Raw genomic sequence first — 15956 nt, 5'->3', positions numbered from 1 at the left:
GCCTCACATCACAGCCGGTCAGCCGATCCAGGGAGCGGCGAAGCGCTGGTAGGTGCCGTCGTGGCGGGCGATGTCGAGGTAGTGGTCGACCCACTGCTGGAAGGCCACGTCGCCCTGCGGCAGCAGGTAGGCCTTCTCGGCGAAGGTGAACGGCTGATCCGGGTGCACCGGGCACAGCTCCGGGTGCTGCCGGGACTGCCAGCGGGTTTCCGAGGAGTCGGTCATCATCAGGTCCGCGTGGCCGTCGATGATCTGCTGGAAGATCGTGTTGTTGTCCGGGTGGTCGACGATGGTGGCCCGCTCGAGGTTCTGCTTGGCGAACTTCTCGTTCGTGCCACCGGGGTTGACCACCGCGCGCACGCCGGGCTGGTCGATCTGCTCCAGCGTCTGGAAGCGGGAGACGTTCTCGCAGCGCGTGATCGGCGTCTTGCCGTCCACCCCGAACGACGTGCTGAAGAACGCCCGCTGCGCCCGCTCCAACGTCACCGACACACCGCCGACGGCGATGTCGCAGCGCTGGGTGAAGTCGTCCATCAGCGTCTTCCACGTGGTGGGCACGATGGTGGCGCGCACGCCGAGCTTCGCCGCCATGTCGCGGGCGACGTCGATGTCGATGCCGCTCCACGCCCCGGAGGCGTCGCGGTAGGTGAACGGCCGGTAGTCGCCGGTGCTGCACACCCGCAGCTCACCGCGCTGCTCGACCTCCTGCAGGCGGTTCGGCGCCGCCTGCGGCGCAGGCGGTGGTGCGGAGCACCCCACCGTCACCGCCGTGGCCATGACCAACCCGATCCCGAACTTCACCCAGCGCATGCGGCCTCCCGATCTCCGTGCAGGACAAGGCATAACCCGCCGGCGCCGGGAAAGCCAGACCCGGGGCTGTGAGGTTCGGTAATAACGGGAAATCCCGGCAGGCAACCTCCTGCGGGGGGAGGCGTCTCACGGTTGGAGCGCGTGGGAGTCGTGCCGAGTCGGGGAGGGGAGCCACCTGGGGGTACTCCCCTCCCCGCAGCGCTCAACCGGTGAACGCCCGGTACGCCGGCCGCAGCAGGTCGGTGACCGCGGTGCCGTTCACCTTCAGCGGCAGCGGCTCCAGCTCGTCGAGCACGGGTGTCCCGCTAGTGGCGGACTCGGGGGTTCCGGCGGGGGAGGGGCTGGTCCAGAAGTCGTGGAGGTGGTCCGACAGCGGTGCCTCCTCCGAGGTCTCCTCGGGCGTGACCTGCTGGGTGCCGCGCAAGGCGCGCAGCCGGTCGAGCAGCTCCTCCCGGCGGCGGCCGCGCCACGCCAGGATCTGGAACGGGTCCTCGTCGAAGGACTCCGCGAGCAGGTAGCAGGTCGCGGCCAGGTGCTTGCACGGAATCTCCCAGTCCGGGCACGTGCAATCCATGGTCAGCTCGCGCATCGTCGACGGGAACAGCTCCAGCCCCAGCTCGGCGAACACCTCCTCCAGATCGGTCGGCATCTCCCCGGCCAGCAGCTTCGCCGCGTACAGCGCCTGGCCCGCCAGCTCCCGCTCGATGTGCGCCCACTGCTGCGAGGAGAACGCCTTGATGCCGATCCGCGCCCGGTACGGCTCCTGCCGAGAGCCCTGCACCAGGCCGACGACGACGCTGGTCGACAGGGTCATGTTCAGCACCTGGCCCGAGCGCGCGTAGTTCTTGCCGCGCTGCAGCCGACCGCCCATGCCGAAGGACTCCAGGACCTCGATGAACCGCTGCGACCACCAGGTCTGCGCGATCGTGCCGCGCTTGCTGCGCGCCTTGATGCCGCCGGTGACCCGGATCGGTCCGCGCGCCTCGAACTTCCACTGCTCAGGCACCGGTCGCCTCCGCGTCCAGCGTGACCAGCTCGCGCAGCTGCTGGGTGGACAGCTCGGTCAGCCAGTTCTCGCCGCTGCCCACCACCAGCTGCGCCAGCGCCTTCTTGTCCTCGATCATCTTGTCGATCTTCTCCTCCAGGGTCCCGATGCAGGTCAGCTTGCGCACCTGCACGTCCTGGCGCTGGCCGATGCGGAACGCCCGGTCGGTGGCCTGGTCCTCGACGGCCGGATTCCACCAGCGGTCGAGGTGGATGACGTGGTTGGCGGCGGTCAGCGTCAGTCCGGTGCCGCCCGCCTTCAGCGACAGCAGGAAGATCTTCGGCCCCTCGGGGTCCTGGAACCGCTCGACCATGGCGTCGCGGGCCTTCTTCGGCGTCCCGCCGTGCAGGAACGGCACCTCGGTGTCGAAGCGCGCCGACAGGTGCGGCACGAGATGCCCGCCGAACTCGGCGAACTGGGTGAACACCAGGGCCTTGTCACCTTCGGCGAGCACGGATTCGAGCAGTTCCTCCAGCCGCGCCAGCTTGCCGGAGCGGCCGGACAGCGCCGAGCCGTCGCCGAGCAGCTGGGCGGGGTGGTTGCAGACCTGCTTGAGCTTGGACATGGTCGCCAGCACCAGCCCCCGGCGCTCCATGCCCTCGCTCTCGGCGATGCGGGCGAGCATGTCGTCCACCACCGCCTGGTAGAGCGTGGCCTGCTCGGAGGTGAGGTTGCACAGCTGCTTCATCTCGATCTTGTCCGGCAGGTCGCTGATGACCGCGGGATCGGTCTTGACCCGCCGCAGCACGAACGGGCCGGTGACCCTGCGCAACCTGGCCGCCGCGTCGGTGTCGCCGTCGCGCTCGACCGGAACGGCGTAGCGGGCGCGGAAGGTGCTCAGCGAACCGAGGATCCCCGGGTTCGCGAAGTCCATGATGGACCAGAGCTCGGCCAGCCGGTTCTCCACCGGCGTGCCGGTCAGCGCGAGCCGCTGCCGGGCCGACAGGCCGCGAACCGCCTTGGCCTGGCGGGAATTGCTGTTCTTGATGTTCTGCGCCTCGTCCAGGACCACCCGCTCCCAGCGGATCTCGCGCAGACCCTCGGAGTCCCGCGCGGCCAGGGGGTAGGTGGTGATCACCAGGTCGTAGCGCTCCACCTCCTCGCGCAGGTCCTCGCCGCTGAGCCTGCGGCCGCCGTGGTGGACGTGCACCCGCAGCCCGGGCGCGAAGCGCTCCGCCTCGCGCTGCCAGTTCCCGACCACCGACATCGGGCACACCAGCAGCGTCGGAGGGCGGGACTCGTCCTGGCGGGTCAGGGCTTCCAAGGCGAGCAGCTGCACGGTCTTGCCCAGGCCCATGTCGTCGGCCAGGCACCCGCCGAGGCCGAGCCGGTTCAGGAACACCAGCCACGCCAGCCCGCGCCGCTGGTACGGGCGCAGCGTCGCTCCGAAACCGGCGGGCGGGTCGACGGGTTCGAGGTGCTGGTCGGCCTGCCCGGACATCAGCTCGCCGAGCCACCCGGTGGCGTTGACCTCCACCACCGGCAGCGGCCGCTGCTCCTCGCCCTCGCCGCCGGCCTGCTTGAGCAGGTCGAGGGCGGTCATCTGGCCGGTCGCGTCCTGCTCCAGCATCGCCAGCCCGGCGGCGAGCCGCTTGCGGTCGACCTGCACCCAGCGGCCGCGCATCCGCACCAGGGGGACCTTGGCGGCGGCCAGTTCGGCGAGCTCGTCCTTGGTCAGGGTCTCGTTGCCCAGCGCCAGTTCCCAGCGGTAATCGATCAGGGCGTTCTTGTCGATGCCGGATTCCTTGGTGACCGTGCCCGCGGTCCCGGAGCTGGTGGCGTTGAGCTTCAGCCCGAGCTGGCGCTGACTGCGGCCCCACCAGGACGGCAGCAGGACGGCGAATCCGGCCTGGTCGAGCTGGGCGGCGCGGCTGAGGAACTCGTAGGCGCCCTCGGTGTCGAGCACCAGCTCGGTCGGGTGCGAGGAGCGCAGCGCGGTGTCGAGCTCGGGGCAGATCCGGCTGGCCCGGCCGAGTTCGGCGAGCAGCAGTTCCTGCGGCTGATCCACCCAGCGCCGCAGCACCTGGGTGTTGTCGGCCCACACGTCCTGGGCGGAGATGAGCACGCCCGGGTCGTCGACGGCCTGCAGCATGAACTCCACGATCCAGTCGGGATCGTCGTCTTCCGGTGCGTGCAGCCGGAAGCAGGTGCGCAGCGGGCTCTGCCCGGCGAGGCCACTGCGCCAGGACTCCAGCTGGTGGGCGAGCTTCCGCAGCTGGGCGCGGTCGCCGTCGAAGTGCGCTTCACCGGACAGCGCGTTCAGCCAGGACGCCGTGACACCCCTGCCCTCGGTCATCTCACCGGGGAGCCTGCTGCGGGCGATGCCGTCGACCAGCGCGTTGAGCGCCGCGTGCAGGACCCCCTCCGGGGCGTCGCCGTCGGCGGCGCGCAGGGCGTGCGGCATGGACTCGCGCAACGCGACGAACCGGGCCGAGTCGGAACCCGACAGCGCCGGGGCCCAGCGCGCGGCGGGCCGCTCGTACTCGAAGACCAGCGAGGGCAGCACCCGGCCGCCCGCGACCAGGGCTTCGGCGAAGTCGGCGAGCTCGCGCAGGAATCGGGCGTCCGACCCGATGCGGCACCCGGGCAGCTCGGCGGCGAGCAGTTCGGGCAGGTCGGAGGGCCGGATCGCCACGGCGGGCACCTGCCAGTGCCGCAACCGCAACTTCCCGCGCGGTGCGGCACCGGCCGTCAGCGGGTCCCGGACCAGCTCCGGAGACGCCACCGGCGCGGCGGCGAACGACGGGAGCGCCAGCTCCACGCCGTCGACGGCCGCGCCCTCGACCGCGAGCGCCTCGAGCAGCTCGTCCGCGGGGACCCCGAACGGATGCGCCAGGACCCCGGCGGGAGCCCGGCCGGGCGACCGAGCGGGCCGCTCCGAGTCCTCCGCCCACACCAGCAACCGGTCCGCGGAGTCGCACAGCGCATGCACAACCCACACAACCGGCCCCCAATGCCTCGGACGAAACGCGGTCAGCCGCTCAGCGGCTCCCCGGAACGAGTTCCCGCGAGTCTAGGGTCCGCGCTTCCCCTCACGTTCGGGTGGCGGCGGTGGGAGCAGGGCGAACTCCCTCGTGCCCGGCCGGTCCGGACCGAGGCGCGACGCCTACGGCGCGATCTCGCGCCAGCGGTTGGTGATGGGCAGGCGGCGGTCGCGGCCGAACGCCTTGAACGTGATCTTGGTGCCCGGCGGGTACTGCCGGCGCTTGAACTCAGCCCGGTCGACCATCCGCAGCACCCGCTCGACCAGCTCCGCGTCGAAACCGTCCGACACCAGGTCCTGGTAGCCCTTGTCGCCCTCCACGTAGCCGTCCAGGACCACGTCCAGCACGTCGTACTCGGGCAGCGAGTCCTGGTCGGTCTGATCCGGGCGCAGCTCGGCCGACGGGACCTTGCTGATCGAGTTCTCCGGGATCGGCGGCACCTCGCCGCGCTTCTCGGCGGCGTCGTTGCGCCACCGGGCGAGCTTCCACACCAGCGTCTTCGGCACGTCCTTGATCGGCGCGAACGCGCCCACCGCATCGCCGTAGATCGTCGAGTAGCCCACCGCCAGCTCGGTCTTGTTGCCGGTGGCCAGCACCAGGTGGCCGTGCTGGTTCGACAGCGCCATCAGCAGCACGCCGCGGACCCGGGCCTGCACGTTCTCCTCGGCGAGCCCGGTCAGCTCCAGCTGCCGCACGTAGATGTCAACCATGTCGGCGACCGCGTGGGTCTCGTAGTGGCAGCCGAGCCGTCGAGCCAGGTCGGCGGCGTCCGAGCGCGAGTGCTCCGAGGAGTACACCGACGGCATCGACACGCCGTGGACCGAATCGGGGCCCAGCGCGTCGACGGCCAGAGCCGCGCACACCGCCGAGTCGATGCCGCCCGAGAACCCGAACGTCACCGACCGCGCGCCGTTCTTGTGCACGTAGTCGCGCAGGCCGGTCACCAGCGCGCCCCACACCTCGTCCTCGTCGGACAGCGGTTCGGCGGGCACCGGCAGCGGACGCGGTTCGAAGCTCGGCACCGGTTCGGGCTGCAGAACCGTCCGCTTCACGTCGAAGGCGGGCATCCGGATCGGACCCGGCTCGGCCGGAACCGTCGTCGAGGTGTGCCCGCCCGAGGTCAGCTCCAGATCGGCGACCAGCAGGTGCTCGGCGAACTGCGGCGCCCGCGCGATGATCCGCCCCTCCGCGTCGGCGATCAGCGAATCGCCGTCGAAGACCAGCTCGTCCTGCGCTCCCACCAGGTTCACGTAGGCCAGCGGAGCACCCGCCTCGACCGCGCGGGCCGACACCAGCGGCACCCGCTGATCGTCCTTGGACCGCTCGTACGGCGAGGCGTTGATGCACACGACCATGTCCACGCCGACCTTGCCCAGCGCCGCCACCGGGCCGCCGTTCTGCCAGATGTCCTCGCAGATCACGACACCGACGTCGACGCCGTGCAGCTTGACGATCGGCAGCTCGAAGCCGGGCGCGAAGTTGCGCGCCTCGTCGAAGACGCCGTAGTTCGGCAGGTGGTGCTTGTTGTAGGTGGCCACGACCTCGCCGCTGTAGAGCAGCGACGCGGAGTTGCGCGGCCCCTCGTCGTCCCGGCCGAGGTGGCCGACGACGACCAGCGCGTCACCGCATCCGTCGGCCTGGAGATCGCGCGCCAGCTGCTCGAGCGCGTCGCGGTTCGCGGCGGCGAACGACTTGCGCAGCGTCAGGTCCTCGATCGGATAACCGGACAGCGTCATCTCCGGGAACGCCACCACGTGGGCGCCGTCCTGCACAGCCCGCCGGGTCCAGTCCCGGACCATCGAGCTGTTGCCGGCGACGTCGCCGACACACGTGTTGACCTGTGCGAGTGCGATCCGCAACTGGGGCATGCGCCCATCTTCGCGCACCCACCCAGGTGGTGTGCCCCTGCCCGACATGAATCACAGGGGCATGTTCATGTCACGATCTCGGAATGGCCCGACCACACCGAGTGCTCACCGCGATGACCCTGCTCGTGCTGGTCGCCGGAGGATGCGTCCAAGGCGATCAGGCCCTGCAGCCGCACAACGAGCGCAAGGGGCCGGTCGGCCCGATCCCCACCGGACTCGACCGGTACTACGGCCAGGAACTCGCGTGGGGCCCGTGCTCGGACTACGCCACCACCTCCGCCGACCGGACCGCGTTCCAGGACCCGGCTCTGGAGTGCGCGCGGCTGGAAGTGCCGATGGACTACGCGCAGCCGGAAGGCAAGACGATCCGGATCGGCGTCCTGCGCAAACCGGCCACCGACCAGCAGTCGCGCATCGGATCCCTGATGGTCAACCCGGGCGGCCCCGGCGCGTCGGGGATGAGCGCGGCGGCGAGCCTGACCACGAGCGTCAGCGACAACGAGCTGGGGGAGCGCTTCGACCTGGTCGGCTTCGACCCGCGCGGCATCGGCGCCTCCGAACCCGCGGTGCGCTGCCTGAACGACTCCGAGCGCGACACCGAACGCCTCGACTCCGACGCCGACACCTCGCCGGCCGGCGTCGCCCAGTCCGAGCGGGAGGAGCGCGAGTACGCGGGCAAGTGCGCCGAGCGCACCGGCGTGGACATGCTCGCCAACGTCGGAACCCGCGACGTGGTGCGAGACCTCGACGTGCTGCGATCCGCGCTGGGCGAGCCGAAGCTGAACTACCTCGGCTACTCCTACGGGACCCGGATCGGCTCGGAGTACGCCGAGAGCTTCCCCGGCAACGTCCGCGCGATGGTCCTCGACGGCGCGATCGATCCCGGGCAGACCACCGTGGACGCGCTGGTCGCGCAGGGCGCCGGCTTCCAGCGCGCCTTCGACGACTTCGCCGACTGGTGCGCGGCCCGCTCGCGGTGCGCGCTCGGCCACGACCCGCAGCAGGCGGTCCAGCGGTTCCAGGGCCTGACCCGCCCGCTGGTCGACAACCCGGTGCAGGCGGGCTACGGCCGCGAACTGTCCTATCCGGACGCCACCATGGCGGCGATCCAAGCGCTCTACGCACCGACGCTGTGGGAGACCCTCGACACCGGGCTCGCCGAACTCGAGCAGGGCCGCGGCCAGACGATGCTGAGCCTGGCCGACAGCTACTTCGGCCGGGACTCCAGCGGTCGCTACAGCAACACCACCGACGCCTTCGACGCGATCCACTGCGTCGACGACAAGCGGGTCACCGATCCCGAGGAGGTCCGCAAGGCCGACCGCCGCTACCGGGAGGCCGCGCCGTTCCTCGACGACGGCAACCAGCCGAGCTCTGCCCGCGACATGTGCGCGTTCTGGCCGGTCCCGGTGACCGGCGAGCCCACCCAGCCGCAGGTCGGCGAGCTGCCGCCGGTGCTGGTCATCTCCACCACCGCCGACCCGGCCACGCCGTACGAGGCCGGCGTGCAGCTCGCGCAGGCGCTGCACGGCAGGCTGCTGACCTACGAGGGCACCCAGCACACCGTGTACCTGCAGGGAGTGAGCTGCGTGGACGACGCCGGAACCAGGTACCTGGTCGACCTCCAGGTTCCGCCGGAGGGAACCCGCTGCACGGGTTGATCGATCCGCTCGGAGCCAGTGGTGGTGAATCAGGTCACATGGCGCCTATCGTCGGCACATGGATCATGCGGACAAACCGGGCGGGAAGCCCGCTGAGCAGAGCGTGACTTCGGTGCTGCTCTCCGGCAGCACGTACAAGAGCCTCGGTGAGCAGGTGCTCTCCCCGGCGGAGGAGCGGTTCGAACGCGCCCGCCGCACCACCGGCCTGTTCCTCGCCCCGGCGCTGACCATCCTGTTCCTGCTCCTGCCGACCCAGCTCGAACCCGCCCAGCACAAGCTCGCCGCCGTGCTGCTCGGGGTGATCGTGCTGTGGGTGTGCGAACCGGTGCCGATCCCGGTGGGCGGGCTGATCGGTGTCGCGGCGGTCGTGGTCCTCGGCGTCATGCCGCCCGACGACGTGCTCGAACCGTTCGGCTCCTCGACGGTGTTCACCTTCATCGGGGCGTTCATCCTCGCCCAGGCGATGCTGCGGCACGGCGTGGCCAGGCGCTTCGCCTTCACCATCCTGTCGCTGCCCGGCGTCGGCAAGAGCGCCTGGCGGGTCATCACCGCGTTCGGCGTGATCACCTGCCTGCTCTCGGCCGTGGTGTCCAACACCGCCACGGTCGCGATGCTGCTGCCCACCGCCGTCGGCATCCTCGCCGTCATCGCCGAGCTCGTCCGCAAGCAGCTGCCCGAAGGGGCGCCCTTCGACCCGCTGCGGCTGCGCGTCGGCGTCGCCCTGATGCTCATGCTCGCCTACGGCGCGAGCGTCGGCGGACTGCTCACCCCGATCGGCTCGCCGCCGAACCTCATCGGCCGCGGCCTGATCGAGGAGGTCACCGGCCAGCGCATCTCCTTCCTGCAGTGGATGGCCATGGCGGCACCCGTGTGCCTGGTGATGTTCGCGGTGCTGGCCGTGGCGCTCCTGCTGCTCAACCGCCCGGAGATCACGAAGCTGACCGGCGTCGAGGAGTACGTCGCCGAGGAGCGCGCCAAGCTCGGTTCGCTCTCGCGCGCGGAGAAGAACACCCTGATCGCCTTCGCGATCACCGTCGTGCTGTGGGTGACACCGGGATTCGTCGCGCTGATCGCGGGCAACGACTCGGCCGCCTACGACGCCGTCAGCGACCGCCTCGACGAGGGCATCGTCGCCGTCCTGGGCGCTTCCCTGCTGTTCCTGCTGCCCACCGACTGGTCCCAGCGCCGCTTCACGCTCACCTGGACCGAGGCCTCCCGCATCGACTGGGGAACGGTGGTGCTGTTCGGCACCGGCATCATCTTCGGCTCGCTGCTCGCCGACACCGAGCTCGCCAAGACCATCGGCGAGGGAACGGCCGGGGCGCTCGGCCTGAGCAGCGGCGTCGCGATCACCGTCTTCGCGATCGTGCTGGCGGTGCTGGTCTCCGAGACGACCTCCAACACCGCCGCCGCCTCGGTGGTGGTGCCGATCGTCATCCCGGTGGCCCTGGCGGCGGGAACCAATCCGTTCGTGCCCGCCCTGGCCGCCACCTTCGCGGCGTCCTTCGGGTTCATGCTGCCTGTCTCCACACCCCAGAACGCCGTGGTCTACGGCTCGGGCGCGGTCCCGATCACCAAGATGATCCGCTCCGGCGCGGTGTTCGACGTGGCCGGCGCGCTGGTCATCGGGCTCGTGCTGCCGTTGATGGTCGCCGCCATCGGCTTCGGGTGAGCACCTCGGCACCTGGCCACGCCGATCACGACGATCCCGAGGCCAGGAAGTTAGAGTGCGGCTATGAACCGCCAGCAGGAGTTTGTGCTCCGCACCCTGGAGGAACGTGACATCCGCTTCGTGCGGCTGTGGTTCACCGACGTCCTCGGCATGCTCAAGTCAGTGGCGATCTCGCCCGCGGAACTGGAGGGCGCCTTCGCCGAGGGCATCGGGTTCGACGGCTCGGCGATCGAGGGCTTCGCCCGCGTCTACGAGTCCGACATGGTCGCCAAGCCCGATCCGAGCACGTTCCAAGTGCTGCCTTGGGAAACCGCCGACGGCGAGCACTACTCGGCCCGGATGTTCTGCGACATCCAGATGCCCGACGGATCACCCTGCTGGTCGGATCCGCGACACGTCCTGCGCCGGACCCTGTCGCGCGCCACCGAATCCGGCTTCACCTGCTACGTGCACCCCGAGATCGAGTTCTTCCTGCTCAAGGATCTTCCCGGTGACGGCAGCGAGCCCGAGCCGGCCGACTCCGGCGGCTACTTCGACCAGTCCAGCCACGACGCCGCCCCGCACTTCCGCCGCAACGCCATCGAAACCCTCGAAGCGATGGGCATCTCCGTGGAGTTCAGCCACCACGAGGGCGCGCCCGGCCAGCAGGAGATCGACCTGCGCTACGCCGACGCGCTCACGATGGCCGACAACGTGATGACCTTCCGCTACGTGGTCAAGGAAGTCGCGATCACCCAGGGCGTGCGCGCCTCGTTCATGCCCAAGCCCTTCAGCCTCCAGCCGGGCTCGGGCATGCACACCCACTTCAGCCTCTTCGAAGGCGACCAGAACGCCTTCTACCACCCCGAGGACCCGTACGAGCTGTCCGAGACCGGCCGGGCGTTCCTCGCGGGCATCCTGCACCACGCGCGCGAGATCAGCGCCGTGACCAACCAATGGGTGAACTCCTACAAGCGGCTCGTCGTCGGCGGCGAAGCCCCGACCGCGGTCTGCTGGGGTCACGCGAATCGGTCCGCGCTGGTCAGAGTGCCGATGTACTCGCCGGGCAAGTCCTCGTCCCGTCGCGTCGAGGTCCGCAACCCCGACTCGGCCTGCAACCCGTACCTGGCCTACGCGGTGATCCTCGCCGCCGGCCTGCGCGGGGTGGAGAAGGGCTACGAGCTGCCGCCGGCGACCGAGGACGACGTCTGGAGCCTCACCGAGTACGAGCGCAAGGCCGCCGGCTACGCCAACCTGCCGCAGAACCTCACCGAAGCGCTCGGCGAGATGGAGAACTCCGAGCTCGTCGCCGAAACCCTCGGCGAAGAGGTGTTCAACTTCTTCCTCCGCAACAAGCGCGAGGAGTGGAACAACTACCGAAGCCGAGTCACCCCGTACGAACTCTCCTCGATGCTCCCGGTTCTGTAGAAGGGCAGCCCGTCAGGCAACCGGCGAAGCCGGTTTCTCCTTGCCCCACCTGAGCAGCTGGCACCGCCGGGGGTTCGCCAGCCGTGCTGTGGCGAGCACGCCGCGACGCCGTGTATTGGCATACATCAGGAGCGGCGCGCGGAGTCCACAGCGCGGCTCAGGTTCCCCCACGTGCACCGCTGAGCAAAGGGACCACAGAGCTCTGCCAAGCAAAGGGACCACGGAGTACTTCTGAGAAGCGTGGGGCGATAGGTTGCGGGCGTGACTGATTCGCAGCCGCATTCCGAGCACGACGAAACGCGCTCCGGCGAGTCCGCCGTCGAGCTCCAGTCGGGCGTTCTGGAGCAGTCGTCGGAGTCCGTCGAACCCGAGTGGCCCGCCGAGCAGCCGGCCGCGGGCCGGTCCTCCTCGATCACCCTCCTCGGCTGCACCCTGGCCTGCCGCGACCAGCTGCCCGCGGCGCGCGTGCTGCGCAAGAGCTTCCGCGAGCACCACCCCGGATCCGGGTTCGTGCTGCTCATCGTCGACGAGCCCGGCGCCGTCCGCGAGGAGCCCGACGCGCTGTCGATCACCGACATCGGCGTCGACCCGCAGGAATTCGCCAGGCTGGCCATCGGCTGCACCGCCGAGCAGCTCCGCGGCGTGCTGCGCCCGCGACTGCTCAAGCACCTGCTCCGGTCGGGCTCGACCGTGCTGCACTTCGAACCGTGGGTGCAGGTCTTCGGTCCGTTCACCGAACTGCTCACCGGGCTGACCGCGGAGCGCCCGGTCGCCTTGGTCCCCCGCGTGCTGCACCCGCTGGCCGCCGACGGACTGCGCCCCAGCCCGGCCGACCTCGCCGACTCCGGCACCTTCGACTCCAGCGCCTTCGCGGTCCGCCCCGGCGCCGAGGACCTGCTGACCACCTGGATCGAGCAGCTGCGCCACGACCCGACGATGACCGCGCCCGTCCTCGACGGCGCTCCCGCGCTCGTCGACCACAAGGTGATCCGCGATCCGGGCGTCGGCCTGTCGGTGTTCAACGCCGCGCAGCGCGAACTGGACGTCGCCGACGGCGAGCACGTCGTGGACGGATCGGCGCTGCGCAGCGTGCACTTCGACGGCTTCCAGCCGCAGCGACCGTGGCTGCTGTCGGCCGATTACGCCGACAACCCGCGACTGCTGCTGTCGGAGAACCCGGTGCTGGCCGGCCTGTGCGCGAGCTACCGCAACGCCCTGGTCGACGCCGGCTACAGCCGCGAACAACCGCACCCCTTCGACGCCCTGGCCGACGGCGTCCTGCTGCCCGACAGCCTCCGCAGCCAGTACCTCGACGTCTGGCTCGGCGACGGCGACGCGCCGCCGAGCCCGTTCGAACCCGACGGTGCCTCGGCGTTCAAGGAGTGGGCCTGCGCCCCGGCCGACGACCGGCAGCGCACCTCGGGCGGATCCCGCTGGACGGCGTCGGTCTGGGCCGACGACGACCTCCTCCGCCGCGACTACCCCGATCCGTTCGGCGCCGACGCCGAGGCGTTCCACGAGTGGTGCGCGGGCGTCGGAGTGGCCAGCGGTCGGGTGCCCGCCGAGGCCGTGCACCGCCGCACCGGCGGTGACCTGGCGCTCGTGGACCAGCTCGGGGTCGCCGTCCTGGGCAGCGGGCCGCTCGCCGATCTGATGCGCACCGCCGTCGGAGCCTCCGGCCTGCCCTCCGCCGACACCGCCTACTACCCGGTGGTGCTGCGCTGCGCGCCCGGTCTGTCCGTGCCGGCGGGCCGCTACGTCATCGACGTGCACACCGGCAGCGGCGGCCTCGACTCGGACGCGGCCGAGACCTGGGTCCTGTCGGAGAGCAGCCGCGCCGCGGTCCGCCGGAACGGCGTCAAGACGCGCGTGGTCACGCTGCCCGCACCGGAGCGCGACCGAATCGACCTGCCGACCCGCAAGGGAGCCCGCGCGCGGTTCGAGCTCTCCGACGAGTTCGTCATCGCCGCCCACGTCGACCACGCCGCCGAGCGCGCGGACAACGCGCTGGGTCTCGTCTCGGCGTTCCTCACCGCCTTCGCCGAGCGCGAGGACGTGCGCCTGCTGATGGCGGTGAACGGCGCTTCCCGCCACCCGGAGGCCGCCGAACGGCTCCGCCTGGCCACCGCCGCGGACCCCCGCGTCAGGCTCGTCGAAACCGACGTCGACCTGCACGCGCTGCTCGCGGCCGCGGACTGCTTCGTCTCGCTGCACCGGGGCGACGCGGGTGACGAGCACGCCCTGCGGCTGTTGGAGGTCGCCGCGCACGGCGTGCCGGTGATCGCCGGTGAGCACGGCGCGGTCGCCGAACTCCTCGGCGCCGAGTGCGCGCGCCTCGTGCCCTGCCAGGGCGTCAGCGAACCGGACGTCGAGGCCGCCGCCGAGATCATGCGCGACGCCGCCGACGACCCCGAGGGCACCGCGGCATTCGGCGTCGCGGCCAGGGAGACGTTGCTGGGCACGCACACCGTGGCCCGCGCGGGCGCCCGCCTGCGGGAACGCGTCGAGCACGCCTACCGCAACTGGCGCACCAAGTGGTCCGGCGACAAGCACGGCCAGTTCGACGACCCGCTGCGCCCGCTGCTGGTGGCGCGGCACGCGCTGCACCGCGCCCCGGACGTGGGGCAGAGCAGCAACGCGATCGCACCCACCCTGCGCAAGGCGGTGCTGCGCGCGCTGAGCCACTACGACGACCACATCCGCGACGTGCTCCGCTCGCTGGTCGACGGGGTCGAGCAGACCGCGGGCGAGCTGCTGCGCCGCCAGTACGAGTCGGACGGCGACGGCGACGTCGAGGGCATGCGCGCCGAGCTCGCGCAGCTGCTGCGCAGGCAGGACCAGTTCGGCGCGCAACTGGTCGGCACCGACGACGGCCTGGTTCGCGCTCGCGCGGACCTCGCCGATCAGCACCGCAGGCTCAGGCGCCTGGAGGAGTCCGGCGTCCCGGCGAGCACCGGTGGTGCGGACGAGCGGGTCGACGCGCTCGCCGAACGCATCGACGGCCTCACCGGCGCGCTGGAGAAGGTCCTCGACCGCATGGACGCGATGGAGGCCAGGCAACCTCGGCACGACCTCGAATCCGGGGTCCGCAGCGCGGCGGGCGACGCGGCGAACGCGTTGCAGCGCACCGACGTGCTGCAACGGATCCTGCTGCGCGAGCACGAGCGCGCCACCGGGGGAGGGGACGGCACCACGACGCCGGTGCTCTGCGACGCAGGCCTGATGCGCCTGCCCGCGGACGACGCGCTGATGCTGCCGTGGTTGTCGTCGAACCCCTCCTGGGACGCCGACACCTCCGCGCTCATCGATTCCCTGCTCGAACCGGACGGCGTGTTCCTCGACGTCGGCGCCTACGTCGGTTACCAGACCGTGCGGGTGCTGAGCAGGCTCGGGAACAGCGGTGCGGTCGTCGCGGTCGAACCCAGCCGGCAGGCTCGCGCGCTGCTCAAGCACAACGTCGAGATGAACGTGCCTTCGGCGTGGGCCAACCGGCTGCTGCTCATCGAGGGCGCGGCCTGGGACGGCCCGGGGGAGTTGGCGGAAGAGCCCGCACTCGCCGGCGGCGTGTCGGTCAGCCCGGTCGCACCGGATGCCGGTCAGGAACAAGGTGACCGGGTGCCGGCGTTCCGGCTCGACAAGGAGCTGGAGAGCCACGCCTCGCTGGAGAAGCTCAAGCTCTCCGTGGTGCACGTGGACGTGGGCGCCAGGGTGCACCGGGTCCTGGGAGGCCTGGTGCGGATGCTGCGCCGCGATCGTCCCTCGATCGTGTGCTCGTTCACACCGGACGCGATCAGCGGGCTCGGCGATGATCCGGCAGCTGCGCTCCGTGAGTTCGGAACGTGGGGTTACGAGCTCGTGCCGGTCGGCCGCGACCGTCCGGTCGAGGCCTCTGACCTGCTGGAAGCGATGAAGGCCGCCGGCGGTGGAAGCAGCGTGAAGCTCTGGCTGCGGCCGAAGCAGAAGTGACCCCGCGCTGGGCCGAACGGGTGGCGTCAAGGTCTGACCAGGCGATTTGACATTGACGCAGAGTGTGCGTAACTTTCTCTTCGTCGCACGGAAAGCCGAACGACGCGGAGTGTTCGCGGCGAACGGCACCGGGAGCGCCACGAGGTCCCGAACTCGGTTCGGGCTCACGTGACAGCGCAAACCGGTTCGGGGCGCGCGGTTTGACACCGCGAAGCGCACCAGGTAACGTAAGGCGGTCGCTGGGTAGAGGCGGAGCTCCGGTTCCGCGTCCGACCGGCAGTTGATAACTCGAATAGGGCTCGCGCTTCCGGCGAGAAAGTAAGGGGACCCCCCTGAAAACGCCGAAAAGAGAGCCTGCTAGAGTTACCAACACAAGAACGAGGAAATGACTCCCCGGAGTTTGCGGCCCTGTGAAGGGGTTGTGGCGATGGTGTGGGTGTGTTCTTTGAGAACTCAACAGTGGACTGTTTTGGTTAGTGTTCTTTTATGCCCCTGACCAGTGATGCGAGTGATCGTGTTGGTGGTTGGTGGTTTCTTTGAGTA

Annotated in this window: 8 protein-coding genes; 4 read left to right on the top strand and 4 right to left on the bottom strand. The window is 70.6% G+C overall.

Annotation, left to right across the window (positions count from 1 at the left end):
• Positions 1 to 18: 18 nt before the first annotated feature.
• The 4 genes from KBO27_RS18875 to KBO27_RS18860 all read right to left on the bottom strand — a co-directional run bounded on the left by KBO27_RS18875 (position 19) and on the right by KBO27_RS18860 (position 6707).
• Positions 19 to 810, bottom strand: a complete 792-nt coding sequence (locus KBO27_RS18875; protein ID WP_210971252.1) for a transporter substrate-binding domain-containing protein — start codon at positions 808 to 810, stop codon at positions 19 to 21.
• 202 nt (positions 811 to 1012) lie between these two features.
• The gene (locus KBO27_RS34635) at positions 1013 to 1816 is read right to left on the bottom strand and encodes an SWIM zinc finger family protein (protein WP_210971251.1); all 804 of its coding nucleotides are present in this window, start codon (positions 1814 to 1816) and stop codon (positions 1013 to 1015) included.
• On the bottom strand, positions 1809 to 4796 hold the full coding sequence (locus KBO27_RS18865) for a DEAD/DEAH box helicase (protein WP_210971250.1): 2988 nt from the start codon (positions 4794 to 4796) through the stop codon (positions 1809 to 1811). The genes KBO27_RS34635 and KBO27_RS18865 overlap by 8 nt, the downstream gene beginning before the upstream one ends.
• Positions 4797 to 4961: 165 nt before the next feature.
• Positions 4962 to 6707 carry an NAD+ synthase gene (locus tag KBO27_RS18860; protein WP_210971249.1) on the bottom strand — a complete coding sequence of 582 codons (1746 nt, stop codon included), beginning with the start codon at positions 6705 to 6707 and terminating at the stop codon, positions 4962 to 4964.
• An 83-nt stretch (positions 6708 to 6790) separates the two neighbouring features.
• On the opposite strand from KBO27_RS18860, the gene KBO27_RS18855 reads away from it, so the two are divergent.
• From KBO27_RS18855 to KBO27_RS34630, 4 genes are all read left to right on the top strand, one after another.
• A complete protein-coding gene (locus KBO27_RS18855; RefSeq protein ID WP_210971248.1) occupies positions 6791 to 8368 on the top strand; it encodes an alpha/beta hydrolase in 1578 nt (525 codons plus the stop codon).
• Between the two features lie 58 nt (positions 8369 to 8426).
• A complete protein-coding gene (locus tag KBO27_RS18850; protein ID WP_210971247.1) occupies positions 8427 to 10040 on the top strand; it encodes an SLC13 family permease in 1614 nt (537 codons plus the stop codon).
• A 63-nt stretch (positions 10041 to 10103) separates the two neighbouring features.
• Positions 10104 to 11447, top strand: a complete 1344-nt coding sequence (glnA, locus tag KBO27_RS18845; protein ID WP_210971246.1) for a type I glutamate--ammonia ligase — start codon at positions 10104 to 10106, stop codon at positions 11445 to 11447.
• 261 nt (positions 11448 to 11708) lie between these two features.
• The gene (locus KBO27_RS34630) at positions 11709 to 15413 is read left to right on the top strand and encodes an FkbM family methyltransferase (protein ID WP_210971245.1); all 3705 of its coding nucleotides are present in this window, start codon (positions 11709 to 11711) and stop codon (positions 15411 to 15413) included.
• The last annotated feature ends 543 nt before the right edge of the window (positions 15414 to 15956 follow it).

The organism is Saccharopolyspora endophytica (genome assembly GCF_018070075.1).
Taxonomy (GTDB): domain Bacteria; phylum Actinomycetota; class Actinomycetes; order Mycobacteriales; family Pseudonocardiaceae; genus Saccharopolyspora; species Saccharopolyspora endophytica.
The sequence above is the reverse complement of the archived record's forward strand: the minus strand, read 5'-3'. Positions and strand labels throughout refer to the sequence as shown.